This window comes from Streptomyces sp. SX-6, assembly GCF_059089585.1.
The window spans coordinates 33,877-59,784 of sequence record NZ_JBTHHU010000028.1 but is presented as its reverse complement, the minus strand read 5'-3'; the positions used below and the strand labels follow the sequence as shown (position 1 = coordinate 59,784).

The 25,908-nt window shown below is 70.2% G+C and carries 23 protein-coding genes; 7 read left to right on the top strand and 16 right to left on the bottom strand.

Going from position 1 to position 25,908, the window contains the following annotated elements; all coding sequences use genetic code 11:
• Position 1 precedes the first annotated feature (1 nt).
• Positions 2 to 1,426, bottom strand: coding sequence for an FAD-dependent monooxygenase (locus tag ACV530_RS27460; RefSeq protein ID WP_494335316.1), 1,425 nt, complete (start codon positions 1,424 to 1,426; stop codon positions 2 to 4).
• An 84-nt stretch (positions 1,427 to 1,510) separates the two neighbouring features.
• Here ACV530_RS27460 and ACV530_RS27455 point away from each other — a divergent pair, with 84 nt between their 5' ends.
• Positions 1,511 to 2,140 carry a TetR/AcrR family transcriptional regulator gene (locus ACV530_RS27455; protein WP_494335315.1) on the top strand — a complete coding sequence of 210 codons (630 nt, stop codon included), beginning with the start codon at positions 1,511 to 1,513 and terminating at the stop codon, positions 2,138 to 2,140.
• Here the strand turns inward: ACV530_RS27455 and cimA are convergent.
• The 4 genes from cimA to ACV530_RS27435 all read right to left on the bottom strand — a co-directional run bounded on the left by cimA (position 2,137) and on the right by ACV530_RS27435 (position 7,690).
• Positions 2,137 to 3,726, bottom strand: a complete 1,590-nt coding sequence (gene cimA, locus ACV530_RS27450; protein ID WP_494335314.1) for a citramalate synthase — start codon at positions 3,724 to 3,726, stop codon at positions 2,137 to 2,139. The two genes, ACV530_RS27455 and cimA, sit on opposite strands and share 4 nt — an antisense overlap.
• Positions 3,727 to 3,906: 180 nt before the next feature.
• Positions 3,907 to 5,220, bottom strand: coding sequence for an MFS transporter (locus ACV530_RS27445; protein WP_494335313.1), 1,314 nt, complete (start codon positions 5,218 to 5,220; stop codon positions 3,907 to 3,909).
• Between the two features lie 127 nt (positions 5,221 to 5,347).
• Positions 5,348 to 6,448 carry a branched-chain amino acid aminotransferase gene (locus ACV530_RS27440; RefSeq protein ID WP_494335312.1) on the bottom strand — a complete coding sequence of 367 codons (1,101 nt, stop codon included), beginning with the start codon at positions 6,446 to 6,448 and terminating at the stop codon, positions 5,348 to 5,350.
• A 192-nt stretch (positions 6,449 to 6,640) separates the two neighbouring features.
• Positions 6,641 to 7,690: a 3-isopropylmalate dehydrogenase gene (locus tag ACV530_RS27435; protein ID WP_494335311.1), complete on the bottom strand. Its 1,050-nt coding sequence runs from the start codon at positions 7,688 to 7,690 to the stop codon at positions 6,641 to 6,643.
• Positions 7,691 to 7,819: 129 nt separating this feature from the next.
• Here ACV530_RS27435 and ACV530_RS27430 point away from each other — a divergent pair, with 129 nt between their 5' ends.
• Positions 7,820 to 9,400 (top strand): purple acid phosphatase family protein, encoded by a 1,581-nt coding sequence (locus ACV530_RS27430; RefSeq protein ID WP_494335310.1) that lies wholly within the window; start codon positions 7,820 to 7,822, stop codon positions 9,398 to 9,400.
• A 5-nt stretch (positions 9,401 to 9,405) separates the two neighbouring features.
• On the opposite strand, the gene ACV530_RS27425 is transcribed toward ACV530_RS27430, so the two are convergent.
• From ACV530_RS27425 to ACV530_RS27415, 3 genes are all read right to left on the bottom strand, one after another.
• Positions 9,406 to 9,546, bottom strand: a complete 141-nt coding sequence (locus ACV530_RS27425) for a hypothetical protein (RefSeq protein ID WP_494335309.1) — start codon at positions 9,544 to 9,546, stop codon at positions 9,406 to 9,408.
• Between the two features lie 285 nt (positions 9,547 to 9,831).
• On the bottom strand, positions 9,832 to 11,463 hold the full coding sequence (pruA, locus tag ACV530_RS27420) for an L-glutamate gamma-semialdehyde dehydrogenase (protein ID WP_494335308.1): 1,632 nt from the start codon (positions 11,461 to 11,463) through the stop codon (positions 9,832 to 9,834).
• A gap of 32 nt (positions 11,464 to 11,495) precedes the next feature.
• Positions 11,496 to 12,422: a proline dehydrogenase family protein gene (locus tag ACV530_RS27415; RefSeq protein ID WP_494335307.1), complete on the bottom strand. Its 927-nt coding sequence runs from the start codon at positions 12,420 to 12,422 to the stop codon at positions 11,496 to 11,498.
• Between the two features lie 192 nt (positions 12,423 to 12,614).
• Here ACV530_RS27415 and ACV530_RS27410 point away from each other — a divergent pair, with 192 nt between their 5' ends.
• On the top strand, positions 12,615 to 13,847 hold the full coding sequence (locus ACV530_RS27410) for a PucR family transcriptional regulator (RefSeq protein ID WP_494335306.1): 1,233 nt from the start codon (positions 12,615 to 12,617) through the stop codon (positions 13,845 to 13,847).
• Position 13,848: 1 nt separating this feature from the next.
• Here ACV530_RS27410 and ACV530_RS27405 read toward each other — a convergent pair whose 3' ends face one another.
• From ACV530_RS27405 to ACV530_RS27395, 3 genes are all read right to left on the bottom strand, one after another.
• Entirely contained in the window at positions 13,849 to 14,052 is a 204-nt protein-coding gene (locus ACV530_RS27405) for a ferredoxin (protein ID WP_494335305.1), read from the bottom strand.
• 20 nt (positions 14,053 to 14,072) lie between these two features.
• Entirely contained in the window at positions 14,073 to 15,287 is a 1,215-nt protein-coding gene (locus tag ACV530_RS27400) for a cytochrome P450 (protein WP_494335304.1), read from the bottom strand.
• Between the two features lie 105 nt (positions 15,288 to 15,392).
• Complete coding sequence (locus ACV530_RS27395; RefSeq protein ID WP_494335303.1) at positions 15,393 to 16,367, bottom strand: TetR/AcrR family transcriptional regulator C-terminal domain-containing protein; 975 nt, start codon at positions 16,365 to 16,367, stop codon at positions 15,393 to 15,395.
• A gap of 142 nt (positions 16,368 to 16,509) precedes the next feature.
• Between ACV530_RS27395 and ACV530_RS27390 the strand changes: the two genes are divergently transcribed.
• Complete coding sequence (locus ACV530_RS27390) at positions 16,510 to 18,075, top strand: MFS transporter (protein WP_494335302.1); 1,566 nt, start codon at positions 16,510 to 16,512, stop codon at positions 18,073 to 18,075.
• On the opposite strand, the gene ACV530_RS27385 is transcribed toward ACV530_RS27390, so the two are convergent.
• From ACV530_RS27385 to ACV530_RS27375, 3 genes are all read right to left on the bottom strand, one after another.
• On the bottom strand, positions 18,072 to 18,497 hold the full coding sequence (locus ACV530_RS27385) for a MarR family winged helix-turn-helix transcriptional regulator (protein ID WP_494335301.1): 426 nt from the start codon (positions 18,495 to 18,497) through the stop codon (positions 18,072 to 18,074). The genes ACV530_RS27390 and ACV530_RS27385 overlap by 4 nt on opposite strands.
• The gene (locus ACV530_RS27380) at positions 18,494 to 19,906 is read right to left on the bottom strand and encodes an MFS transporter (RefSeq protein WP_494335300.1); all 1,413 of its coding nucleotides are present in this window, start codon (positions 19,904 to 19,906) and stop codon (positions 18,494 to 18,496) included. The genes ACV530_RS27385 and ACV530_RS27380 overlap by 4 nt, the downstream gene beginning before the upstream one ends.
• A 71-nt stretch (positions 19,907 to 19,977) precedes the next feature.
• Positions 19,978 to 21,012: an aldo/keto reductase gene (locus tag ACV530_RS27375; protein WP_494335299.1), complete on the bottom strand. Its 1,035-nt coding sequence runs from the start codon at positions 21,010 to 21,012 to the stop codon at positions 19,978 to 19,980.
• A 172-nt stretch (positions 21,013 to 21,184) separates the two neighbouring features.
• Between ACV530_RS27375 and ACV530_RS27370 the strand changes: the two genes are divergently transcribed.
• The 3 genes from ACV530_RS27370 to ACV530_RS27360 all read left to right on the top strand — a co-directional run bounded on the left by ACV530_RS27370 (position 21,185) and on the right by ACV530_RS27360 (position 23,010).
• Complete coding sequence (locus tag ACV530_RS27370) at positions 21,185 to 22,048, top strand: helix-turn-helix domain-containing protein (RefSeq protein ID WP_494335298.1); 864 nt, start codon at positions 21,185 to 21,187, stop codon at positions 22,046 to 22,048.
• On the top strand, positions 22,032 to 22,454 hold the full coding sequence (locus ACV530_RS27365) for a DUF2992 family protein (RefSeq protein WP_494335297.1): 423 nt from the start codon (positions 22,032 to 22,034) through the stop codon (positions 22,452 to 22,454). Before ACV530_RS27370 ends, ACV530_RS27365 begins: the two co-directional genes overlap by 17 nt.
• Before the next feature lie 130 nt (positions 22,455 to 22,584).
• Entirely contained in the window at positions 22,585 to 23,010 is a 426-nt protein-coding gene (locus ACV530_RS27360; protein WP_494335296.1) for a hypothetical protein, read from the top strand.
• Between the two features lie 72 nt (positions 23,011 to 23,082).
• Here the strand turns inward: ACV530_RS27360 and serA are convergent, their stop codons facing one another.
• Both serA and ilvC read right to left on the bottom strand, forming a co-directional pair.
• On the bottom strand, positions 23,083 to 24,687 hold the full coding sequence (serA, locus tag ACV530_RS27355; RefSeq protein WP_494335295.1) for a phosphoglycerate dehydrogenase: 1,605 nt from the start codon (positions 24,685 to 24,687) through the stop codon (positions 23,083 to 23,085).
• A 202-nt stretch (positions 24,688 to 24,889) separates the two neighbouring features.
• Positions 24,890 to 25,891 (bottom strand): ketol-acid reductoisomerase, encoded by a 1,002-nt coding sequence (gene ilvC / locus ACV530_RS27350; RefSeq protein WP_494335294.1) that lies wholly within the window; start codon positions 25,889 to 25,891, stop codon positions 24,890 to 24,892.
• Positions 25,892 to 25,908 lie beyond the last annotated feature (17 nt).

Here is a 25,908-nt window from a genome sequence, read left to right as displayed (position 1 = left end):
ACTACTGGCCGAGGCGCCTCAAGCGGTCGATGACGACCTCCGCGCCTCGGTCCGCCGCCGCGCTCAACGCGACGTGGCCGTCGGGCCGTACGAGCACCAGCCCGTCGCCCTCCACGCCGTACGCCTCACGCGCGCCGTCCGCCCGGTGCGTACGCACCAGCCCCGGGAGCTCCCGCTCCACCCCGGCCAGCGCCGCCGCGCCGCCCTCGCCGAAGCCGAGCAGTGTGAAGTGCGGCCCGAACCGCACACCGGGTACCCGCGGCGCCCGCTCCCCCGCCTTCGCACCGCCCCACGCCAGCGAGGACCAGGGGTAGCCGACCCCGAGGGTGGTGACGTCGTCGACGAGCACGGCCTCGGTGCCGACGCCCGCGGCCCTCATCCCCTCGACGACCGCCGCCCACCGCTCGTCCGTCAGCTTCAACGTCCAGGCCGCGACGGGCAGTCGCTCCTCCTCGTAGCTGTCGAGCAGCCCGCCCCCCACCTCGCCCCGCGCGACGAGGGCGAGCTTCCAGCCGAGGTTGACCGCGTCCTGGATGCCGGTGTTCATGCCGAGACCACCGGCGATGGAGTGGACGTGCGCGGCGTCGCCCGCGAGGAAGACCCGGCCGTCCCGGAAACGGTCGGCCATGCGGACGCTGACCCGGTACTCCCCGATCCACCGCGGGTCCCCCAGCCGCACTCCCGGCACCCGCGCGTGCCGGTCGAAGATCCGCTGGAAGCTCTCCAGCGAAGGGGCGACATCCGCTTCCAGCGGCGCCTGGAGCTGCCAGTGACGGCTCCCCTTGAACGGGCAGAGCAGGATCCCCCCGTCCTCGTCGATCCACTGGTGCCAGTACGCCGGGTCGAGCCCGTCGGCCGTCACATCGCCGACGGCCATGACCTCCTCGTCCGTCCTCCCCTCGAAGGTGATGCCGAGCGCCTTGCGCACGGGGCTGTGGCCGCCGTCGCAGCCGGCGAGGTACGCGGCCCGGATGCTCCGGCCGTCGGCGAGCACGGCCGTCACCCCGTCCGCGTCCTGTGTGAACTCGGCGAGCTCGCAGCCGAGTTCGACCTGTATCCCGTACTCGGCGAGCTTGCCGCGCAGAACCTCTTCGGTCCGCCACTGCGGCAGGGACAGCCCGCTGACGTAGGGCGTGTCGGGAGTCGGGGTCCGGTCGGCGAAGCTGACCGTGTCGGCGACCGGGACGCCGTCGCGGTACTTGCGCAGCACCAGGTGCTCCACGCCCCAGGCGGCGAGTTCCTCCCCCACGCCCAGGTCGTCGAGGAGCTCGCGGCTGCGCTGGTTGAGCCCCTTTCCCCGCGAAATGTGGTGGAACTCGGGCGACTTGTCGATGATCCGCACGGGCACTCCGGCCCGGGCGAGCGTGCAGGCAAGGGTCAGGCCGGCCGGACCGGCACCCACGATGAGTACGGCTGTCTCCGTCATGGATCCAGGAAAAGGCAACCGAGCCAGAAATGCAACTCAGTAACAAAAGATTCCGGGTAACGGACCTCTGCTAGGCTCGAACTCGTGACTGAGAGCCTGCGGGAACGCAAGAAGCGGCGCACACGGCAGACGCTGTCGGAGGCCGCCATCGCACTCTTCCTCGAGCACGGCTTCGACCGCGTGTCGGTGGCCGATGTGGCGGCAGCGGCGGAGGTGTCCAAGCCGACGCTCTTCCGCTACTTCCCCACCAAGGAAGACCTCGTCCTGCACCGCTTCGCCGACCACCAGGGGGAGGCGGCACGCGTGGTGCGCGACCGGGCGGCGGGCCTGACACCGCTCACCGCGCTGCGCGCCCACTTCCATGAACGGCTCGACGCCTTCGACCCGGTCACCGGCCTCTGCGATCACCCCGCGGTGGTCGCCTTCCGCGACCTGATCTTCTCCTCCCCCGGCCTGGTGGCCCGGATGTACGCCTACACCGAGGTGGACGAGCGGGAGCTGGCGGCGGCGCTGCGCGAGACCGCCGGCGCGGACGAGCTGACGAGCCGCGTCGCCGCCGTCCAGATCGTCACCGTCCAGCAGCTCCTCGGGCAGGACAACTGGCGCCGTGTGTCGGAGGGTTGTGCCGCGAAGGAGCTGCTGCCCGAGGCCCACCGGGAGACGGACGCCGCGTTCGACCTCCTGGAGCACGGGCTCGGCCGCGAACTCGCCTAGTCCTGGGGCAGGACCCCGGCCCGCATCAGCCCGTACGCGTACGCGTCGTCCAGCGCCTGCCAGGACGCGGCGATCACGTTCTCGCCCACGCCCACCGTGGACCACTCGCCGCTCTCGTCGCTCGTGGAGACCAGTACCCGGGTGATCGACCCGGTGCCCTGGCTGCCTTCCAGGATGCGGACCTTGTAGTCGGTCAGCTCCAGCGCCGCGAGCTGGGGGTAGATGCGCTCGAGGGCGACGCGCAGCGCGCGGTCCAGGGCGTTGACCGGGCCGTTGCCCTCGGCGGTGGCGACGATGCGCTCGCCCTTGGCCCACAGCTTCACGGTCGCCTCGTTGGCGTGCGTGCCGTCGGGGCGGTCCTCGGCGATCGCGCGCCAGGACTCCACGCGGTAGTAGCGCAGGGGCCGGCCGGTGACCTCGGCGCGGAGCAGCAGCTCGAAGGAGGCGTCCGCGGCCTCGTACGTGTAGCCCTGCGCCTCCCGCTCCTTGATCCGCTCGACGACCCGGCCGGCGAGCTCCCGGTCGCCGCCGAGATCGACGCCGAGCTCCCGGCCCTTGAGCTCGACGGAGGCGCGTCCGGCCATGTCGGAGACGAGCATGCGCATGGTGTTGCCGACCCGCTCCGGGTCGATGTGCTGGTAGAGGTCCGGGTCGACCTTGATGGCGGAGGCGTGCAGCCCGGCCTTGTGCGCGAAGGCCGAGAAACCCACGTACGGCTGATGCGTGGAAGGCGTGAGGTTGACGACCTCGGCGATCGCGTGCGAGATGCGGGTCATCTCCGCGAGCTTGCCCTCGGGCAGCACCCGGCGGTCGTACTTGAGCTCCAGCGCGGCGACGACGGGGAAGAGGTTGGCGTTGCCGACGCGCTCGCCGTAGCCGTTGGCGGTGCACTGCACATGCGTGGCGCCCGCGTCCACGGCGGCCAGCGTGTTGGCCACCGCGCACCCGGTGTCGTCCTGCGCGTGGACGCCGAGCCGGGCCCCGGTCGCGGCGAGCACGGCGGCGACGACCTCGCCGACCCGGGCGGGGAGCATGCCGCCGTTGGTGTCGCAGAGCACGACCACGTCGGCACCCGCCTCGTGCGCGGTGCGCACGACCTCGGTGGCATACGCCGGGTTGGCGCGGTAGCCGTCGAAGAAGTGCTCGCAGTCGACGAACACGCGCCGCCCGTGCGAGCGGAGGTGGGCGACGGTGTCGCGCACCATCGCGAGGTTCTCGTCCAGCGAGGTGCGCAGGGCGAGTTCGACGTGCCGGTCGTGGGACTTGGCCACCAGGGTGACGACCGGGGCCCCGGAGTCCAGGAGCGCCGCGACCTGGGGGTCGTCCTCGGCCCGTACGCCCGCGCGGCGCGTGGCGCCGAAGGCGACGAGCCGGGCGTGCCGGAAGTAGATCTCCTTCTGCGCCCGTTGGAAGAACTCCGTGTCCCTGGGATTGGCGCCGGGCCAGCCGCCCTCGATGAAGCCCACGCCGAAGTCGTCCAGGTGCCGGGCGATGGTCAGCTTGTCCGCGACGGTCAGATGGATGCCCTCGCGCTGGGCGCCGTCACGCAGGGTGGTGTCGAAGACGTGGAAGCTGTCGTCGGTCATGACTGCTCTGACTCCTGTGAGCTCTGACTCCTGTGAAAACGAAAAGACCTCTCGCGGATGCGAGAGGTCTGCGCGCGGGTCACGGACAAAGGGGACCGGCGCGCCTGCTGCCAATAATCGTGGCGAACGGGAGCATGTGCGGCATGCTGCCACGGCCCCGCTCCCCGGCGGGGCACCGTCTCACGATGCGGGCACCGTGTCCTGGTTCCGCTGCTCGGGCAGCGTGGTGGGCCCCACCTTCTTGAGGTCGATGTCGCGGGTCTCGCGCATCGAGAGGTAGACGACGAGCGAGACGGCCGCGCAGCCCGCGACATACCAGTAGAAGCCGGACTCGATGCCGCCCTTCTTGAACCACAGCGCCACGTATTCGGCCGTCCCGCCGAAGAGCGCGTTGGCGATCGCGTACGGCAGCGCGACGCCCAGCGACCGGATGCCCGTGGGGAACAGCTCGGCCTTCACACAGGCGTTGATCGACGTGTAGCCGGTGACGATGACCAGCGCCAGCAGGGACAGCCCGAGCGCGGGCCAGAAGGTGCCCGCGTGCTTGAGCATCGTCATGATCGGCACGGTCAGGAACGTCGAGCCGACGGCGAAGGTGATCAGCAGCGGGCGGCGGCCGATCCGGTCGGAGAGCGCACCGGCCAGCGGCTGCAGCGCCGCGAAGATCAGCAGGGCGACGAAGCTGACGAGCGTCGCGGTCTGCTTGGGCATTCCGGCGCTGTTGGAGAGGTACTTGGTGAGGTAGGTGGTGTACGTGTAGTACGAGACCGTGCCGCCCATAGTCAGCGCGATCACCAGGAACGCCTCGCGCTTGTGCCGCAACAGCGCCTTGATCGTGCCCCGTTCGTCGGCTCCGGTGGCGCTCGCCTCGTACGCCTCCGTCTCCAGCATGCTGCGCCGCAGATAGAAGATGACGGCCGCGCCCAACGCGCCCACGATGAACGGGATCCGCCAGCCCCAGCTGTGCAACTGGCCGCCGGAGAGCGTGTGCTGGAGCACGATCAGCAGGCCGAGGCCCAGGATCTGCCCGGCTGTCATCGAGACGTACTGGAAGCTGGAGGCGAAGCCGCGGCGGCCCGGCGCGGACGCCTCGGTGAGATAGGTGGCGCTGGCCGCGTACTCGCCGCCGACCGACAGCCCTTGGAGCATCCGGGCCGCCAGCAGCACGGCGACACCGCCGTAGCCCGCCACCCCGTAGGTGGGCGCCACGGCGATCATGACGGCGGACGCGGACATCATGGTGACGGTCAGCGTGAGTGCCGCCTTGCGTCCGCGCCGGTCCCCGACCCGGCCGAGCAGCCAGCCGCCGACAGGACGCATGAAGAAACCGACGGCGAAGATGCCGGCGGTGTTCATGAGGTTGGCGGTGTCATTGCCCTTGGGGAAGAAGGAGTTGGCGAAATAGGTCGCGAAACTCGCGTAGACGAACCAGTCGAACCACTCGACCATGTTTCCGGCCGAGCCGATCCAGATCTTCTTCCAGTGCTGTCCCATGTTCGCAAACGGTGGCGGAACAGCGGGCTTTCGGACAAGGTCCGGGTGGCAACGATCACGCGTACTTGCGTGCGTTACGGACATGGGGGCGCCCCGGACGACCCGGGACGCCCCCATAAGGCATCAATCAGCCCAGGCGGTGCATCCAGCCGTGCGCGTCCGGGGCGGCGCCCGTCTGGATGTCCAGCAGCGCCTTGCGGAGCTTCATCGTGACCTCGCCCGGCTGCCCGTCGCCCACCGTCCAGTCGGCGCGCGCGGACTTGACCGAGCCGACCGGGGTGATGACCGCGGCCGTGCCACAGGCGAACACCTCGGTGAGCGAGCCGTCCGCGTTGCCGTTCTTCCAGTCGTCGACCGAGATCCGGCCCTCGGAGACCTCGTAACCGAGGTCCGCGGCGATCTTCAGCAGCGAGGCACGGGTGATGCCGGGCAGCAGCGAACCGGTCAGCTCGGGCGTGACAATCCGCTGTGTTCCATCCTTCTGGCCGTACACGAAGTACAGGTTCATACCGCCCATTTCCTCGATCCAGCGGCGCTCGATGGCGTCCAGCCAGACCACCTGGTCGCAGCCCTTCTCGGCCGCCTGGGCCTGGGCGACCAGGGAGGCCGCGTAGTTGCCGCCCGCCTTGGCCGCACCCGTGCCGCCGGGGCACGCGCGCACGTACTCCTCGGACAGCCAGACGGAGACGGGCTTCACGCCACCGGCGAAGTAGGCACCGGCGGGCGAGGCGATGACGACGAAGAGGTACTCGTTCGCCGGGCGCACGCCCAGCCCGACCTCGGTCGCGATCATGAAGGGGCGCAGGTAGAGCGAGGACTCACCGGAGTCCGGCACCCATGCCTTGTCCTGCTTGACCAGCGCGTCGCACGCCGCGATGAAGGTCTCCACCGGCAGCTCGGGCATCGCCAGCCGACGGGCGGAGGCCTGCAGGCGCTTGGCGTTCTCCTCGGGACGGAACGTGGCCACCGAACCGTCGGGCTGGCGGTAGGCCTTGAGCCCCTCGAAGATCGTCTGCGCGTAGTGCAGCGTCATGTTCGCGGGATCTATGGCGAGCGGCGCGTACGGCACCAGCTCGGCATCGTGCCAACCCCGGCCCTCGGTCCACTTGATGGTGACCATGTGGTCGGTGAAGTGACGGCCGAAGCCGGGGTTCGCCAGGATCTGCTCGCGCTCCGCGTCGGACAGCGGCTGGGAAGAGGGCTTCAGCTCGATCGTGAGCGTCGTCATGGATGCGTGTCCTCACTCTGTTGGGTGGCGGACCGCGCTCACTCCGTCCCGATACGGCTCGGAACGTCCGAGCTACGCCTCATGCCGCGGCCCCACGTCCGATTATCGCTCGTGGGAGGCCGTGGAGAAAACGTCTGTGCGGCCCGGGAAAACCATTCACGCCGGGCCGGCGCTGTGCGGTGCGGGGCCCGGTCAGACGGTCAGGCGGGATACGAGAGCGTCGCCGATCTCGTCCGTGGTCCGGCTGGTGCCGTCGCGCCGCACGAGGTCCTCGGCTACGGCGGCCTCGACGCGTACCGCCTCCGCCTCGAGCCCGAGGTGGCGCAGCAGCAGGGCCACCGACAGGACCGTGGCCGTCGGGTCGGCCTTGCCGGTGCCCGCGATGTCGGGGGCGGAGCCGTGCACGGGCTCGAACATGGACGGGAAGGCACCCTCGGGGTTGATGTTGCCGGAGGCGGCGATCCCGATGCCGCCGGTGACGGCGGCGGCGAGGTCGGTGAGGATGTCGCCGAAGAGGTTGTCCGTGACGATGACGTCGAACCGCTCCGGCTGGGTGACCAGGAAGATTGTGGCCGCGTCGACGTGCAGATAGTCGGTGGTGACCTCGGGGTACTCGCGGCCGACACGCTCGAAGATGTCGGTCCACAGACGGCCCGCGTGGACGAGGACGTTGTTCTTGTGGACGAGCGTCAGCTTCCTGCGCGGACGGGCCTGCGCCCGCTCGTACGCGTCGCGCACCACGCGCTCCACGCCGTAGGCCGTATTGACACTCACCTCGGTGGCCACCTCGGCGGGCGTGCCGGTGCGCAGCGAACCGCCGTTGCCCGTGTACGGACCCTCGGTGCCCTCGCGCACCACGACGAAGTCGATGGCGGGGTTCCCGGCGAGCGGGCCGGTCGTGCCGGGGTACAGCTTCGAGGGACGCAGGTTCACATAGTGGTCGAAGGCGAACCGCAGCTTGAGCAGCAGGCCCCGCTCCAGCACGCCCGACGGCACACCGGGGTCGCCGACGGCGCCGAGGAGGATCGCGTCGTGCTCACGGAGCGACTCCAGCTCGGCGTCCGGCAGGGTCTCGCCCGTCGTGTGCCAGCGCCGGGCACCCAGGTCGTACTCCCGGGTCTCGAGCTTGGTGTCCGAAGGGACGACTGCGGTAAGGACCTTGAGCCCCTGGGCCACGACCTCGGGGCCGATGCCGTCACCGGGGATCACTGCGAGACGAATGCTGCGAGTGCTGCGAGACATAGCGGGACCGTACTCCTCCGTCCCGCTGGATGAACACGACGTCCACCATTCGGACACGTTGCCGTCCAATCAGGCCAGGTTCACCTGAAGTACACACTCCGGCCGCCGGTTCCTGGCACGTTGCGCGACATGGACACACCACGGGTAGGCATTCCCGAGCCCCTCGCCGCTCGCATGACGATGGCCGAGCAGCACGAGTACCTGCGCAGCAAGTTCACCCGCCGCGGCATGCTCCGCGCCACCGCCGCCACGGCCGGCGCGGTCGCGGGCACGGGGCTGCTGTCGGGCGGCACCGGCGCGTACGCCCAACCGCTCTCCCCCACCCTCGTCACCTCTGCCGCCGCCTCGAGAGTCGACGGCTCGCTCGTCGCGCCGTTCGGCCGTCATCTGGCCTTCGGCGCCGACCCGAAGACGCAGATGCGCGTCTCCTGGCAGGTGCCCTTCGCGGTTCGGCGCCCGTTCCTCCGCGTGGGCCTGAAGCCGTGGGACCTCGGCCGCAGGATCGACGCCGAGGTGCGCCGCCTCCACACCCCCGCCCTGTCCAAGAAGCTCCCGGCGGTGGAGCAGTTCTACCTCCACGCCCACCTGGACGGCCTCCGCCCCGGACAGACCTATTACTACGGTGTCGGCCACACCGGCTTCGACCCCGCGGAGCCGCGGCACTTCGGCACCATAGGAACGTTCCGCACGGCCCCGGCCGCGGCGGAGAAGTTCACGTTCACCGCCTTCGGCGACCAGGGTGTGAGCTATCACGCGCTCGCCAACGACCAGTTGATCCTCGGCCAGAACCCCGCCTTCCACCTGCACGCGGGTGACATCTGCTACGCCGACGACGACGGCGCGGGCAAGCCCGACGACGTCTACGACGCCCGCCAGTGGGACCAGTTCCTCGCCCAGACCGAGTCGGTCGCGAAGACCGTGCCGTGGATGGTCGCCACCGGCAACCACGACATGGAGGCCTGGTACTCCCCGAACGGCTACGGCGGCCAGCTCGCCCGCTGGGCCCTGCCGGACAACGGCTTCGACCCGAAGCACTCGCCGGGCGTCTACTCCTTCACGTACGGGAACGTCGCCGTCGTCTCGCTGGACGCCAACGACGTCTCGTACGAGATCACCGCCAACACCGGCTACAGCCACGGCGGGCAGACCGCCTGGCTGGACCGGCGGCTTCGGCAGCTACGGGCGCAGCGGGGCATCGACTTCATCGTGGTCTTCTTCCACCACTGCGCGTTCTCGACGACGAACGGGCACGCCTCGGACGGCGGTGTCCAGGACGCCTGGGTGCCGCTCTTCGAGAAGTACAAGGTGGATCTGGTCATCAACGGCCACAACCACGTCTACGAGCGCACGGACGCGATCAAGGGCAAGCGGGTCGGCCGCAAGGTGCCGATCGGTGCGAGCACCGACTCCTCGCGGGACGGCATCGTCTACGTGACCGCCGGCGGCGCCGGCAAGTCGCTCTACGACTTCCCGGCGCCGGACAGCTACGAGCACCACGTCAAGGACGTCGACCACGTCGCCACGTACCACTGGGACAAGAGCGGGCACAAGCACACGGAACACGTGGAGTGGTCGCGCGTCCGCTACACCGGCTACTCCTTCCTCGCGGTGGAGGCCGAGCCCGGCCGGCACCCGCGGCTGCGGGTCACGGCGCTGGCGGAGAGCGGGGAGCGGATCGATCACTTCGAAGTGACGCGCCCGGGGCATTGAGCACGTCAGTGCCCGGTGGCACCGCCGTTGTCGCGGCGGTCGAGCGCGCGCTGCAGCGCGGCGGCGGCATTCGCCCGGTCGGAGTCACGCTCCGCGGTGCGCGCGGCACGGCGGGTCCTGCGGATGCGAACAGCGGTGTCGGCCATGAGTCGTCTCCTCTTGCGTAGGTCCCCGAGAAACGTCGGACGAAAAGGAATCGAGAAGCCGGGAGAAAGGGCGGGGGCCCGGGTGCGGCAGGGGTCACCTGCGCGTACGCACCGGGCCGCAACCGCCTGCGCTCGATCGAGCGGGGCGTTCGGCTTCTTCCACGCTAAGCCAGGGCCGCCCGGCTGTCTGCTCATTTACTCGGACGTCCTACCATCCGAGACGACAAACGACACCGCCCCCGGCCGGCTGGGGGGCCGGTCGGGGGCGGAACCTGTGGGCGGGCGTCAGCCCATGTGCGGGTAGCGGTAGTCGGTCGGCGGGACCAGGGTCTCCTTGATGGAGCGGGTCGAGATCCAGCGCGTCAGGTTGCTGGCGGCACCGGCCTTGTCGTTGGTGCCCGAGGCCCGGCCGCCACCGAAGGGCTGCTGGCCGACGACGGCACCGGTCGACTTGTCGTTGATGTAGAAGTTGCCCGCGGCGAAGCGCAGCTTCTCCATCGCGTCGGCGGCGGCCGCCCGGTCCTTGGCGATGATCGAGCCGGTCAGGCCGTACGCCGAGACGGACTCCATCTGGGCGAGCATCGCCTCGAAGTCGGCGTCCTCGTAGACGTGGACGGCGAGGACCGGGCCGAAGTACTCGGTGGTGAAGACCTCGTTGGCCGGGTCGGTGCACTCGATGACCGTCGGGCGCACGAAGTAGCCCTCGGAGTCGTCGTACGTGCCACCGGCGACGATCTCGCACGACGGGTCGGCCTTGGCCCGGTCGATCGCGGCCTTGTTCTTCGCGAAGGCGCGCTCGTCGATGACGGCACCGATGAAGTTCGACAGGTCGGAGACGTCACCCATGGTGAGCCCGTCGACCTCGGCGGCGAACTCCTCCTTGAAGCCGTTCTCCCAGATGGAGCGCGGGACGTAGGCGCGGGAGGAGGCGGAGCACTTCTGGCCCTGGAACTCGAAGGAGCCACGGGTCAGCGCGGTCTTGAGGATCGCCGGGTCGGCGCTCGGGTGGGCGACGACGAAGTCCTTGCCGCCGGTCTCGCCGACCAGGCGCGGGTAGGACTTGTACGTCTCGATGTTGTTGCCGACCGTCTTCCACAGGTACTGGAAGGTCTTGGTCGAGCCGGTGAAGTGGATGCCGGCCAGGTCGGGGTGGTTCAGGGCCACCTCGGAGACGGCGATGCCGTCACCGGTCACCAGGTTGATGACGCCCTTGGGCAGGCCCGCCTCCTCCAGCAGCTGCATCAGCAGCACCGCGGAGTGGGTCTGGGTCGGGGACGGCTTCCAGACCACGACGTTGCCCATGAGGGCGGGAGCGGTCGGCAGGTTGCCGGCGATCGCGGTGAAGTTGAAGGGCGTGATCGCGTAGACGAAGCCCTCGAGCGGGCGGTGGTCGCTGCGGTTCCACACACCGGCGGAGTTGGCGACCGGCTGCTCGGCGAGGATCTGGCGCGCGAAGTGCACGTTGAAGCGCCAGAAGTCGACCAGCTCGCAGGGGGTGTCGATCTCGGCCTGCTGGGCGGTCTTGGACTGGCCGAGCATCGTGGAGGCGGCCAGCGTCTCGCGCCAGGGGCCGGCCAGCAGCTCGGCGGCCCGCAGGATGATCGCGGCGCGGTCGTCGAAGGCCATCGCGCGCCAGGCCGGGGCGGCGGCGAGCGCGGCGTCGATCGCGTCCTTGGCGTCCTGCTGCGTGGCGTTGGCGTACGTGCCGAGGCGGGACTTGTGGTGGTGCGGCTGCACGACGTCGAAGCGCTCACCGCCGCCCATCCGCTTCTCACCGTTGATGGTCATCGGCAGGTCGATGGGGTTGCCCGCCAGCTCCTTGAGCTTGGCCTCCAGTCGGGCACGCTCCGGGGAGCCCGGGGCGTAGCCGTGCACCGGCTCGTTGACCGGGGCGGGGACCTGGGTCACGGCGTCCATGGTCTTGATTCTCCTTGAGGGGTCGGAGGGTCTCAGCCCTTGGTGATCATCGAGCGGAGGAAGAACAGCAGGTTGGCCGGCTTCTCCGCGAGGCGGCGCATGAAGTAGCCGTACCAGTCGGTTCCGTAGGCCGTGTAGACCCGCATCCGGTGACCCTCGGCGGCCAGCCGGAGGTGCTCCTCGCTGCGGATTCCGTAGAGCATCTGGAACTCGTACTCGTCGAGCTTGCGGCCCGCCCGCCGGGCCAGTTCCTGGCTGATGGCGATCAGGCGCGGGTCGTGGGACCCGATCATCGGGTAGCTCTCGCCCGCCATCAGGATCTTGACGATGCGGACGAACGCCCGGTCGATCTCGGCCTTGTCCTGGTAGGCGACGGAAGCGGGCTCCTTGTACGCACCTTTAACGATACGCACCCGGCTGCCGGCCTTGGCCAGGCGCTGCGCGTCCTCCTCGGTGCGGAACAGGTAGGCCTGGATCACGCAGCCGGTCTGCGGGAAGTCCTTCCGCAGGTCCTCGTGGATGGCGAACATCGAGTCGAGGGTGGTGTGGTCCTCGGCGTCCAGGGTGACCGTGGTGCCGATGCCGGCGGCGGCCTCCACGACCGGGCGCACATTGGCGAGGGCCAGCTCGTGGCCGCCCTCAAGCGACTGGCCGAACATCGAGAGCTTGACCGACATCTCGGCCCGCTCCCCCAGGCCGAGCTCCTTCAGACGGCCGATCAGCGCCAGGTAGGCGTCGCGGGCGGCGTACGACTGCTCGACCGTGGTGATGTCCTCGCCCACGACGTCCAGCGTCACCTCGAGGCCCTTGGCCGCCGCGTCCTGGACGATCGGGACGACCTGGTCGACGGTCTCGCCCGCGATGAAGCGGTCGACGACCTGCTTGGTGCCCGGAGCCGCCGAGACGAACCGGCGCATGCTGTCGCTGCGCGAGGCGGCGAGGATGACGGGACCCAGCACGGGGCACCTCCTGATGACGGCCGCTCCCATCCCGGGACGTCGGCGTAAACAACTCGACGTGAAACGTAGGGTTCGCGCCACTTCGGCAGCCATCGACAGCTGTCACGCATCCGTGGCCGGGATCTCAGACACATGTATGACAATGGTCCTCGGTACAGGGAGATACCGGGCGGAAGGGAGCGCGGGGGCGCTATGCGAGGCGAATATCAGCAGCTCGTGGACGAGATTTCGGCGACGTTCGGTGCTCCCGCGACACTGGAGGACCGGGACTTCGGCCTGATTGCCTTCGGTGCCCACGGGGGCGACGACGACCTGGAACTGACGATGGACCCGGTGCGGACCCGGTCGATCCTCCAGCGCCGGTCGACGGCGGCGGTACGGGCGTGGTTCGAGGCGTTCGGCATAGCCCGGGCCCAGGCGCCCCTGCGCATACCGCCGGACCCGGCGGCGGGGGTGTTCAAGGGCCGCATCTGTCTGCCCGTACGGCACCGGGGCGTGGTGCACGGCTATGTGTGGCTGCTGGACGACGAGCACCTGACCGGCCTGGACCTGGGCCCGGCGTCCCCCGACGCCCGGGTGGCGCAGGCGATGGAGACCGCCGCGCGCATCGGCGCGCTGCTGGCGGCCGAGGCCCGTACAGGGGCGGAACTGGGCGAACTGCTGCGGGAGCTGCTGACCGCCCGGCCCGCCACGCGGGAGGCGGCGCGCGGTGCGCTGCGGGACGCGCTGGGCACGTCGGCGGAGGGGCCGCTGGCCATGGTGGCCGTGGTGCCGTGGCAGCTGGACGGCTCCGACGGGGACGAGCGGCCCGGCGCCGACGGCCCGGGGTCCGCGTTCGCCGCGCAGTCCGGGGTGGCGGCGCTGTGCGCGGTCCCCGGCTGCCTGCCCGACGGCTCGGCGGCGCTCGCCGCCCTGGTCCGGCTGCGGGCCCTCAGCTCCCCCGCCCCGGCCCACGCGGCGGCCGACCGGCTGCTGCACGCGCCCCGCGCGGGCACCCGCCCGGGCATCGCCGCGGCCGGGATCGGCTCCCCCCGGCGCGGCCTGGCGGAGCTGCCCGACGCCTGGGCCGAGGCCGTCGCCGCCGCGCGCGCGGCGGGCGCGGAGCGCCGGCTGGGCCCGGTGGCGGAGTGGGCGGCCATAGGCCCGTACCGGGTGCTGACGGGGCTTCCCGCCCGGCACGCGGCGGACCCGGTGGTACGGCCGCTGCTGACGGGCACACACACCGAACTGGCCCGCACGGCCGAGGTGTACCTCGACTGCGCGGGCCAGGCCGGCCGGGCCGCGGCGGCCCTCGGCATCCACCGGCAGACGCTCTACTACCGCCTGTCCCGGGTGGAGCAGCTCACCGGCCTCGACCTCGACAACGGCGAGGACCGCCTGCTGCTCCACATGACGCTCAAGGCCGCACGGCTGTCACCGTCGTGACTCAGCCTTCGTGGAACGCGACGGCCTGTGCCGGACAGGCTCGCACCGCCTCCTTGACCATCGGGTCGCCCGCGCCGTCTTCCTTGCCGGGCAGGACGACGCCGTAGCCGTCGTCGTCCGAGCCGAAGATGCCGGGTGCGGTGAGGGCGCACTGGCCGGAGCCGATGCAGAGATCGGAGTCGATGCTGACACGGCTGTCGCTCATGGTGGTGCTCCGTTCTGCGGTCACCAGGTGACCGGGAGGGCGAAGAGTCCTTGGATGGTGCCGCCGGGCTTGGCCGGCACCTCATCGGGGGCAACGGCCAGGCGCAGTGCGGGGATACGGGCGAAAAGCGACGAGAAGGCGATTTCCAGCTCGATCCGGGCGAGGTTCTGGCCCAGGCACTGGTGGACGCCGTAGCCGAACGCCACATGGTGGCGGGCGGACCGCTGGACGTCGAGCGCGTCGGGCTCCTCGTACGCGGCCGGATCACGGTTGATCACCGAGGCGGCGAACAGCACGCCCTCGCCGGCCCGGACGGTCTCCCCTCCGACCTCGACGTCCTCGGTGGCGACGCGGGCCAGCCCGTCCGCGATGGACAGATAGCGCAGCAGCTCCTCGACCGCGCCGCGCATCAGCTCCGGATCGGACCGCAACGCGGCGAGCTGCTCGGGGTGTTCGAGCAGCGTGTACGTACCGAGGGAGATCATGTTGGCGGTGGTCTCGTGCCCGGCCACGAGCAGGAGCATGGCCAGCATGACCAGGTCCTCGCGGTCGATCTCGCCGTCGGCGAACTGCCCGGTGACGAGGTCGTCGAGGAGCCCGTCGCCCGGTGCGGCGCTCTTGGCGTCCACGAGCCGGTGGAAGTAGTCGCGGAGCTTGTCACGCGCCTCCCGGACCTCCTCTATCGTCTCCGCGGAGATCATCGTGCGGCTGCACGCCTCGAAGAACTCGTGGTCCTCATAAGGGACTCCGAGCAGGGCGCAGATGACCATCGACGGCACGGGCAGGGCGAACGAGGGGACCAGGTCCGCCTGCGGCCCTGCGGCCAGCATCCGGTCGATGAGCCCGTCGACGATCTCCTGGATGCGGGGGCGCAGGGACTCAATCCGCTTGAGGCCGAAGCTCGGTATCAGCATGCGGCGTTGGCGGTTGTGCAGCGGGTCGTCGACACCGATCAGTGGGATGGTCAGGGTCCGCTGGTCCGCCAGGCGCGCCAGGACGACGGGGAACTCCGGGCGCTTCCGGTCGGAGGAGAGGCGGGGGTCGGTGAGCAGCGCGCGGGCCTCGGCATGCCCGGTGACGAACCAGATCGTGCTGCCGTCGAAGAGTGTGACGCGGGAGAGCGGGCCGTGCTCCGCGAGCCCGGCGTGGCCGACGGGCGGGTGGTACGGGCAGGCCCGGTTCTCCGGCCAGGGGGGTGCCGGACGGGTGGTGGGGTGGGTGGCGGTTTCGGTCATGCGAAGACCTCCCGAGCAAACGGACTGGTGTCCTCAGGCAACCAGTACAGGTCATCCCCCGGGGAAACGTCCAGTACCGGCGGTAAGTTCCGGCCAACCGTTCGGTCAGCTGGGCTTGTTGTGCGCGGCGATGACCGATTCCAGACCGTCGAGCAGCCGGGCCAGACCGAACTCGAACATCGAGTCGAGGGTGAGGAGATCCTCCCCCGGATGTTCCTCGAGCATCCTGCTCCACATCGGGTAGTCGCCATGGGCGATGATCTCCCCGAACTCCGCGGCCCGCGCGTCCAGCCACTCGTCGTTCGTCACGCCCGTGTCCCGCTGGGCCAGCGCCTCCTCCTCGAGGCTCACCGCGACCCCGCGCACATAGCCGGACAGCGTGACATTGATGTGCAGCAACGTGGGCATGTCGAGCCCGAGTTCACGGACCGGCGCCATCGCCCACTCCGAGTGGGCCAACGCGTTCGCCGACAGCACCGGCCGGGTGAAGGACATCGCCTTGGCCAGCCAGCGATGCCGCCGGTAGAGCGCCCATTGCAGCCGGGCCATGGCCTCCAACCGCTCCCGCCAGTGGGCCGGCCCCCGCCGCGGGAGCTCCTGCTCGCCGAAGATCGCGTCGACCATCAGCTCCACCAGCTCGTCCTTGCCGGGCACATGCCGGTACAACGCCATGGTGGAGACGCCGAGTTCGGCGGCGATCGACCGCATGGACAGCGCGGTCGAGCCGTGGACGTCGGCGATGGCGATCGCCGCGCGCACGATGCGCTCCCGCGTCAGCGCGGACTCGCCCGCCTTGGCCGGCTTGGCCGTTCGCACAGGATTCCGCCGCGCAGCGGAGGGTTCCGCGCGCGCCGCGACCACCGTGCCCACGCCAGGCACGGCTCGCACCAACCCCTCCTGCCGCAGCACCGCCAGGACCTTGGTGGCGGTGGCCATCGCCACGCCCCACTCCTGGGTGATCCCGCGCGTGGAGGGGACCTTGTCGCCCACGCGCAGCTCGCCGGAGGCGATGCGCTCGCGGAGTTCGGCGGCGATCCGAAGGTAGGGCGGATTCGCGGACTGCTGCTCTAGTGCACCCATGCGGGGAGCATAGCACCGCCACCTAGTGCACTAGTGCGCCCTACCTCTCAACTCCCTTGCTAATTGCGCTCTTGGCGAGCCTGTGCGTACCCTGCACACCAAGGCCGGAATGTACGGCGTAAACATCAAGGGGGAACTCCGCATGACCGCGCAACGGGCAGGCCGCAGGGAATGGGTGGCGTTGGCAGTGCTGCTGCTGCCGCTGCTCCTGGTGTCGATGGATGTCTCGGTGCTCTACTTCGCGGTGCCGTTCATCAGCCGCGATCTCGAGCCGACGGCCACACAACAGCTGTGGATCTTCGACATCTACGGCTTCGTCCTGTCCGGGCTGCTGCTCACCATGGGAGCGCTCGGTGACCGGATCGGCCGGCGGAAGCTGCTGCTGATCGGAGCCACCGCCTTCGGTGCCGCTTCGGTGGCCGCCGCGTATGCGGACAGCGCCGAAATGCTCATCGCTGTGCGGGCGTTGCTGGGTGTCGGCGGTTCCACGCTGATGCCGTCGACGCTGGCGCTCGTCCGGAATATGTTCCGTGACGAGAAGCAGCGCAGCACGGCCGTCGCCATCTGGTCCGCGGCGATGGCGGGCGGCATCTCGCTCGGTCCGGTGCTCAGCGGCTTCCTGCTGAGTCACTTCTGGTGGGGCTCGGTCTTCCTCGTCAACCTGCCCGCCATGGTGCTGCTGCTGGTGCTCGCGCCGCTGCTCGTACCGGAGTCCAAGAACCCCTCCCCCGGCCGCCGCTTCGACCTGCTCGGCTCACTGCTCTCCATCGCCGCGATCCTGCCGGTCGTCTACGGCCTGAAGCGCATCGCCGCCGACGGTTTCGGCCTGACGCCGGCACTGGCGATCTGCGCGGGGCTCGTGGTCGGCGCGACTTTTGTCCAGCGGCAGCGGACCGCGGCGGAGCCGATGATCAGCCCCGTACTCTTCCGGACCCGCGCATTCCGGGCCTCGATCGGTGTCAACACGGTGGCCATGTTCGCGATGAGCGGGTTCACCGTCTTCACCACGCAGTACATGCAACTGGTGCTCGGGAAGAGCGCGTTGGAGGCGGCACTGTGGAGCGTGCTCCCCTCGGTCGCGGTGGGCGGTGCCGCACCGACCGCCACCGCGCTCGTGAAGCGGGGTGTCGACCGCGCCTACATCATCGCCGGGGCGTTCGGCATCGCGGCCGTGGGCTATGCGCTGACCCTGGCGACGGCGCCGAGCTCGGGTATCTGGGTCATCCTCGTCTCGGCCGGAGTTGTCGCCGTCGGCATCGTCACGGTGATGACGCTCATCACCGATCTCGCCTTGGGCACGGTCCCCACGGAGAAGTCCGCCTCGGCGGCCGCGCTACTGGAGACGGGCCAGGAGTTCGGCGGCGCGCTGGGCACGGCGCTCCTGGGCTCCATTGGCACCGCCGTCTACCGCCGGGGCGTGACGGATACGGCGACCGGCGGGCTCGGGCGCGGTGCGCTGGACTCCGTACGGGAAACGCTGGGCAGCGCCCTGGTCGTCGCCGACCGGCTTCCCTCCCGGGCGGGCAGCGCGCTCGCAACCACCGCACGCGAGGCCTTCGTCAGCGGCATGCACGCCGCTGCGATCGGGTCGGCGGCCGTGATGCTGCTCGCCTCCGGCTTCGCGGTGCGCCGCCTGCGCGGCCTCCAGCAGACGGCCGAGCAGACGGCCCAGCAGCAGGAGCAGCCGAAGGTGCCGGTGGCGTCCTAGCGGTTGGCGGCAATGAGTGCCGCAATCCGGTCCAGCGCCGCCAAGTCCTCCTCGGGGAGGTCCAGCAGCGCCGCGGGCGGTGTGCCGAGGATGCCCTTGGCCTGCTCGGCGGCCGCCCGCCCTTCCTTCGTCACCGAGACGATCTTGGAGCGGCGGTCGGCCGGATTCTCGGTCCGCTCGACGAGACCGCGCCTGGCGAGGTCATCGACGAGCAGCGTGGTGTACGGGCGGTCGGTCATCAGCTCGTCCGCCAACTCCCGCAGGGTAATGGGCTTGCGGGCGATCCTGCGCAGCGCCTTGATGCGGAAGAAACTCATGCCGAGTGCGTCGACCACCTCCTTTCGGCGCTCGTTGCTGCCGAGGACGAGGTCGCACAGATTGACCCAGGCCCGTCGTGCGGCTTCCTCGTGGTGCGTGGTCATGTCCTCACCGGGGTCCTGGTCTGCTCTGCGGGGTCGAGACGGGCCGCGACGCGCTCGGCCGACCGGCCGGCCCACCGGCCGGTCGTGATCGTACCCAGCAGCAGCACGGCCACCCCGCACCCGGTGATGATCCACCAGCCGGTGGTCCGCATCCCGGCGGCGACGGCCGCGCCGATGACGGCGACGCCGAGCGAGGTGCCTATCTGGCGGCTGGTGGAGGCGATCGCGGCGGCGACCCCGGCCCGCGCACGGGGCATGCCGGAGACGGCGGTGTTGGTGATCGGCGCGTTCACCAGGCCGAAGCCGATGCCGAACAGGACGTACGCGGTGTAGAGCAGCGCATCCGACGAGCGGGCGTCCATGGTCGCGAGCAGCACACCGCTGGCCGTCATCGCCACACCGGCCAGGACGAGCGGCACCCTCGGCCCCCGGGACCCGACCAGGCGCCCTGACAGCGGTGCGCAGACCAGGCACATGACCGCCATGGGCAGCAGGTGCAGCCCCGCGTCCAGGGCGGACAGCCCTCGTTCGTTCTGGAGGTGGAGCATGGTGAGGAAGAGGAACCCGGAGAGGGCGGCGAAGGCGCACACCGCTATGACGGTGGCACCGCTGAACGGAACGCTGCGGAACAGCCCCGGATCGATGAGGGGTTCATCGCGCCTGCGCTCGTAGATCACCAGCCCGGTGACCGCGCAGAGCGCGAGCGCGAAGAGGCCGAGGATCAGCGGTGAGGTCCAGCCCTCGGCTCGGCCCTCGATGATCGCGTAAATCATCGAGCCCAGCAGCACGATCACCAGCGCCTGGCCGACCGGGTCGACGCGGCGCGGCTTGTCCGCCCGGGACTCGGGCACGAACCGTGCGGTCAGGACCAGGGCGATCAGCCCGAGGGGCACGTTGATCCAGAAGATCGAGCGCCAGCCGACCGACTGGACCAGCGCACCGCCGATGATGGGGCCCGCGGCCATGCTGATGCCGACGACTCCGCCCCAGATGCCTATGGCGCGGGCCCGTTCCCTGGGCTCGGTGAAGACGTTGGTGACGATCGACATGGCCACGGGGTTGAGCATCGACCCGCCGACCGCCTGCAGCATGCGGAAGACGATCAGCCAGTTCAGGTCTGGCGCCAGGCTGCACAGCATGGAACCGGCGGTGAAGAGCACCAGCCCTGTCTGGAACGTCCGGCGGCGGCCTATCCGGTCGGCCGTGGAACCGGCGAGCATCAGCAGGGCGGCGAGTACCACCACATAGGCGTCCATGGTCCATTGCAGGCCCGAGACCGAGGTGTGCAGATCCTTCCCCAGGGACGGCAGCGCGACATTGAGGATGGTGTTGTCGAGGCTGACCAGCAGCAGTGCGGTGCAGCAGATCGCCAGCACCAGGTATCGGCGCCGTGAGGAGAGCTCGGGCATGCGGGACCCCCAGTCGTTTAACAACTCCAATGATTTAAAGCGTACAACTAAATGGCTTCAGGGGCACGGGCTCAGGGACGCGGGCGGCGGCGCAAGGTGGCATCCGCCAGGTGCGGCGGGGTGTAGTCCGCGTCGGCCGGGTTGAGGTCCGTGCCCGGCGGCACCAGCTCGTCTATGCGGTCCAGCACGGCGTCGTCCAGAGTGAGATCAGCGGCGGCGAGCAGGTCGGTGAGCTGCTCGACGGTGCGGGGCCCGATGATCGCGCTGTCCACCGCCGGGTGCGTCAGCACAAAGGCCAGCGCCAGATGTGCCAGCGGAACACCGACCTCGTCCGCGAGCTTGACCAGCTCCTCCACGACCTCGTACTTGCGCACGTTGCCGGGCAGGTTCTGGTCGAACTTGTGCGAGATCCAGGTGCGGCGGAAGTCGTTCAGCTCCAGCGCGTCCGCCTTGCGGTATTTCCCGGCCAGCCAACCACTGGCCAGCGGGCTCCAGGTGAGGACGCCCATGCCGTGCCGCTCCGCGGTGGGCAGCACCGACCGCTCGACGCCCCGCATGAAGATCGAGTAGGGCGGCTGCTCGGTGTGGAAGGGCACATGGCCACGGCGCTCGGCCGTCCAACGGGCCTCCACCAGCTGCTCGGCGGCGAAGTCGGACGACCCGATGGCCATCACCTTGCCCTCGCGCACCAGGTCGGAGAGGGCGGACAGGGTCTCGTCGATGTCGGTGGACGGGTCGGGCCGGTGGATCTGGTAGAGGTCGATCCAGTCGGTGTCCAGCCGGCGCAGGCTGTCCTCCACCGCCTTCTTGATCCAACGCCGCGAATTGCCACGGCGGTTGGGGTCGTCACCCATCGGGAAGTGCACCTTGGTCGCCAGGACCACCTCGTCCCGCCGGCCCTTGAGGGCCTTGCCCACGATCTCCTCGGACTCGCCCATCGAGTACATGTCGGCCGTGTCCACGAAGTTCACGCCCGCGTCCAGCGCGGTGTGGACCAGGCGCACGGCATCGGCGTGATCCTGGTTCCCCCACTTCCCCAGCATCATCGTGCCGAGCGCGATCCGGCTGACCGTGATGCCGGTCCGGCCCAGAGTGGTCGTACGCATGGAACTGCTCCGTCCTGTCCGCTTCCCGCATGGTTCTCGCGTGGCCGCTTGCCACACCTCCACTCTCCGCCCCGTCCACCACCCTTGCCAGGCACGGCTTCTCAGAGGGACTGGCGTTCCTGGTACTGCTGGAACCAGGCAAGACCGGCCCGCGAGGCGGATACTGAGTGTCATGTCCGACCTCGGTGAGTTCCTTCGCAGCCGTCGCGCCGCCGTGCGCCCGGAGGATTTCGGGATGCCGACCGGCCCGGCGGTCCGGCGCCGGGTGCCCGGCCTGCGCAGGGAAGAGCTGGCGCTGCTGTCGGGGATCAGCATCGACTACTACGTGCGGCTGGAGCAGGGGCGCACGCGCAACGTCTCGGATGCCGTGCTGGATTCAGTGGCCGACGCCCTGCGCCTGACCCCCGACGAGCGCGTCCATCTGCGCAACCTCGCCCGCCCGGCGGCCCGTCGGCCCCGCACACCGCGGCCCCAGCGGGTGCGGCCCGGCGTGCGCAGGCTGCTGGAGTGCGCGTACGACATCCCGGCCTTCGTCATCGGCCGCCGGATGGACGTCCTGGCGTGGAACGCGCTCGCCGCGGTCGTCGTGGCGGATTTCGACCAACTCCCGCCCGCGGACCGCAACGTCGCCAAGCTCGTGTTCCTCGCCGATGGTCCCGACCGCTATCAGGATTTCGACGAGGTGGCCAAGGAAGTGGTCGGCAATCTGCGCGCCTACAGCGGCCGGCATCCCGACGACCCCGCGATGGCCGCGCTCGTCGGCGAACTCTCCCTGGGAAGTACGCACTTCGCCAAGCTGTGGGCGAACCACACGGTGCGGGAGAAGTCCTACGGTTCCAAGGTCATACGCCATCCCGCCGTCGGGAGCTTCACGGTCGACTACGAGACACTGCCGCTGCCGGACGAGCCCGAGCAGATACTCGTGACCTACACCGTGGCCGCCGGTTCCGACTCGGAGACCTCGCTCCGCCTCCTGGCGGGCCTGGCAGCGGGCAGCCGGCCCCCGGTGCGGCCGGCAAATGAGGTGGTCGGTTGAGCACCGCACGGCTAGCCTGACCGTCAGGACGAGCGAAAACACAGCCCCGGTCAGCGTCCGGGCGGCACGCCATGTCTTCGGCGGCGAGCCGACCGGCGCGGAACTCGAGGAGTTCGCCCGGCAGGACTTCGCACGCCTGCTGGACGCGGCGCTCACCGCACCGGCCGTGGCGGCCGGCGGTTCCACGCGGCCCCGGCGGGTCAACGCCAAGCGGGCCGCCAGGGCGGCAGCGCGGGAGCAGGCGGCCCGGCCGGTGACGACCGCGGCGCAGGAGGCCCTGCGTGAGGCCTTCGAGCAGACGAAGACCGAGAACCGGGCCGCCGCCAAGCGCCGTCTCGCCGCCGAGGCGGAGCAACGCCGCGCGCAGGCACGGGAGAAGGCGAAGGCCCGGCACCGGGGGCGGTAGTCATCGCTCCCGGGCCGGGCCCGGCCCGGGTCACCCACACCGGCGATGTGCGCGTGTCCGGCCCCAGCACAGGGCAGGCAGACGGGACGATTCATCCGATCTGACACAACAGGCCGACTGGGGTGGAGAGATGAAGACTGTCCGGTTGATGACGGCGGCCCTGGCCGCCGTGCTGGCCCTGACCGCCGCGCCGCCGGCATCCGCAGCACCGGCGTCCGCAGCGCCGAAACCGCCGAAACACCGCGAGCTCTCGAACAAGGACAACAGAAGCTCCCTCACCGTGCACAAGGGCGACGAGATCACCGTCCGGCTCCCCGGGGAGAAGAGCAACACCTCGACATGGGGGTGGAGCGCACCCACCGCCGCCAACGGCACCGTGCTCCACCGCGACACTGCCCGTACGGCTCCGAACGGCGACGCCACCGGCGTCTTCCATGCCCGCGCCGACGGGACGACGACTCTCGACTCGCAGTTCCGGTGCATCTCCCGCACGGACGGCGAGGCATGTTCGCGTGCGGTCGTCGCCTGGCAGGTCACCGTGACCGTGCGGCGGTGAGCACACCAAGGTGACCACGGCGAAGGGCCCGGCCCACCCCGTGGTGGACCGGGCCCCGGCCCGTAGCGGCTGTCAGTCCGTGAGGTTCACCGCGCGGGCCGACACCGCACCGATCTCCTCGGCGATCTCGGTGAGCACCGGCAGCGGGATCGACTCGTCGATCGTGAGGGCGACGAGCGCCTCCCCGCCCTCGGTCGCGCGCGAGACCTGCATCCCGGCGATGTTGATGCCCGCCTCGCCGAGGATGCGGCCGAGCGTGCCGACGACGCCCGGGCGGTCGACGTAGCGGAAGAAGGCCATGTGATCGGCCAGTGCGAGGTCGACGTCCTTGTCGCCGACGGCGACGATCTTCTGGAGGTGCTTGGGTCCGGCCATGGTGCCGGAGATGGACACCTCGGAACCGTCCGCCAGCGTGCCGCGCACGGTGACCACGTTGCGGTGCTCCGGGGACTCCGACCCCGTGGTGAGACGGACCTCGACGCCGCGCTCCTGGGCGAAGAGGGGGGCGTTCACATAGGAGACGGTCTCGTCGACGATGTCCTCGAACACGCCCTTGAGCGCGGAGAGTTCGAGCACCTTGACGTCGTGCTGGGTGAGGTCGCCGTAGACCTCGACGTCGAGCCGGACCGCGACCTCGCCGGCCAGCGCGGTGAAGATCCGGCCGAGCTTCTCTGCCAGCGGCAGCGCGGGCTTGACGTCCTCGGCGATCACGCCGCCCTGGACGTTGACCGCGTCCGGCACCAGCTCGCCCGCGAGGGCGAGGCGCACGGACCGGGCGACGGCGATGCCCGCCTTCTCCTGGGCCTCGCCCGTGGAGGCCCCGAGGTGCGGGGTGGCGACGACGCTGTCGAACTCGAAGAGAGGGGAGTCGGTGCAGGGCTCGGAGGCGTAGACGTCCAGTCCCGCACCCGCGACCCGGCCCTCCTTCAGCGCCGAGGCGAGGGCCTCCTCGTCGACGATGCCGCCGCGCGCGGCGTTGACGATGCGGACGGTCGGCTTGACCTTGTGCAGCGCCTCGTCGCCGATCAGGCCGAGGGTCTCGGGGGTCTTGGGCAGGTGGACGGTGATGAAGTCGGAGGTCTCCAGCAGCTCGTCGAGCGTGAGGAGCCGTACGCCCATCTGTGCGGCGCGCGCGGGCTGCACATACGGGTCGTAGGCCACGACCTTCATACCGAAGGCCGACATGCGCTGGGCGACGAGCACACCGATGCGGCCGAGGCCGACGACGCCGAGCGTCTTCTCGGACAGCTCCACGCCGGTGTACTTCGAGCGCTTCCACTCGCCGTTCTTCAGCGCGGAGTTGGCCTGTGGGATGTTGCGGGCGGTGGCGATGAGCAGGCCGCAGGCGAGTTCGGCGGCGGTGACGATGTTGGAGGTCGGCGCGTTCACCACCATGACACCGGCCTTGGTGGCGGCGGAGACGTCGACGTTGTCGAGTCCGACGCCCGCACGGGCCACGACGCGCAGGCGCTTGGCGGCGGCGATGGCCTCTGCGTCGATCTTGGTGGCGGAGCGCACCAGGATCGCGTCGACGTCGGCGACGGCGGGCAGCAGCTCGGCACGGTCCGCTCCGTTGCACTGCCGGATCTCGAAGTCCGGGCCGAGCGCGTCGACCGTGGCGGGGGAAAGCTCCTCGGCGATGAGTACGACGGGTTTACGGGTCGAAGCAGTACTCACGTGGTCTCTCAGTCCTCACTGGTCCATGTCAACGGCCGTCCCGACGGCCGCAGGCGGTGAAGGGTGGCTGCCGCGTGGAGACGCACGACACTGTGAGCCTGACGCGCTGTGTTGCGGAGAAGTGTATCGGCGGACGGCCGTCTGTCTCCCGGCGAATCCAAAAGAGCGGGCCACGGCAGTGCCGTGGCCCGCTCCCGGTGCCTCACTCGTTGTTGTCGACCCAGCTCATCAGCTTGCGGAGCTTCTTGCCGGTGGTCTCGAGCAGGTGGTCCTGGTCGGCCTTCTTGTACTCGTTGTACTTGGGCAGGCCGTCCTGGTACTCCTTCATCCAGTTCTTGGCGAAGGTGCCGTCCTGGATCTCGCCGAGGACCTTCTTCATCTCGGCCTTGGTCTGCTCGGTGACGATCCGCGGGCCGGTGACGTAGTCGCCCCACTCGGCGGTCTCGGAGACCGACCAGCGCATCTTCTCGAGGCCACCCTCGTACATCAGGTCCACGATGAGCTTGAGCTCGTGCAGGCACTCGAAGTAGGCGATCTCCGGCTGGTAGCCGGCCTCCACCAGCGTCTCGAAGCCCGCCTTCACCAGGGCCGACGCGCCGCCGCACAGCACGGCCTGCTCACCGAACAGGTCGGTCTCGGTCTCCTCGGTGAAGGTGGTCTTGATGACACCGGCCCGGGTGCCGCCGATCGCCTTGGCGTACGACAACGCCAGCGCGAACGCGCCGCCGGAGGCGTCCTGTTCGACGGCCGCGATGCACGGAACGCCGCGGCCCTCCTCGTACTGGCGGCGCACCAGGTGGCCCGGGCCCTTGGGGGCGACCATGCAGACGTCCACGCCGGCCGGGGGCTTGATGAACCCGAAGCGGATGTTGAAGCCGTGGCCGAAGAACAGCGCGTCGCCGTCCTTGAGGTGCTCCTTGACGGACTCCTCGTAGACCTTGGCCTGGATCGGGTCCGGGACCAGGATCATGATGACGTCGGCCTCGGCCGCCGCCTCGGCGGGAGTGACGACGCGCAGCCCCTGCTCCTCGGCCTTCTGCCGGGACGACGAGCCCTCGAGCAGACCGACCCGGACGTCGACGCCCGAGTCGCGCAGGGACAGCGCGTGGGCGTGGCCCTGGCTGCCGTAGCCGAGAACCGCCACCTTGCGGCGCTGGATGATGGACAGGTCGGCGTCGTTGTCGTAGAAGAGCTCGGCAGCCACGTGTGGTGTCTCCTTGT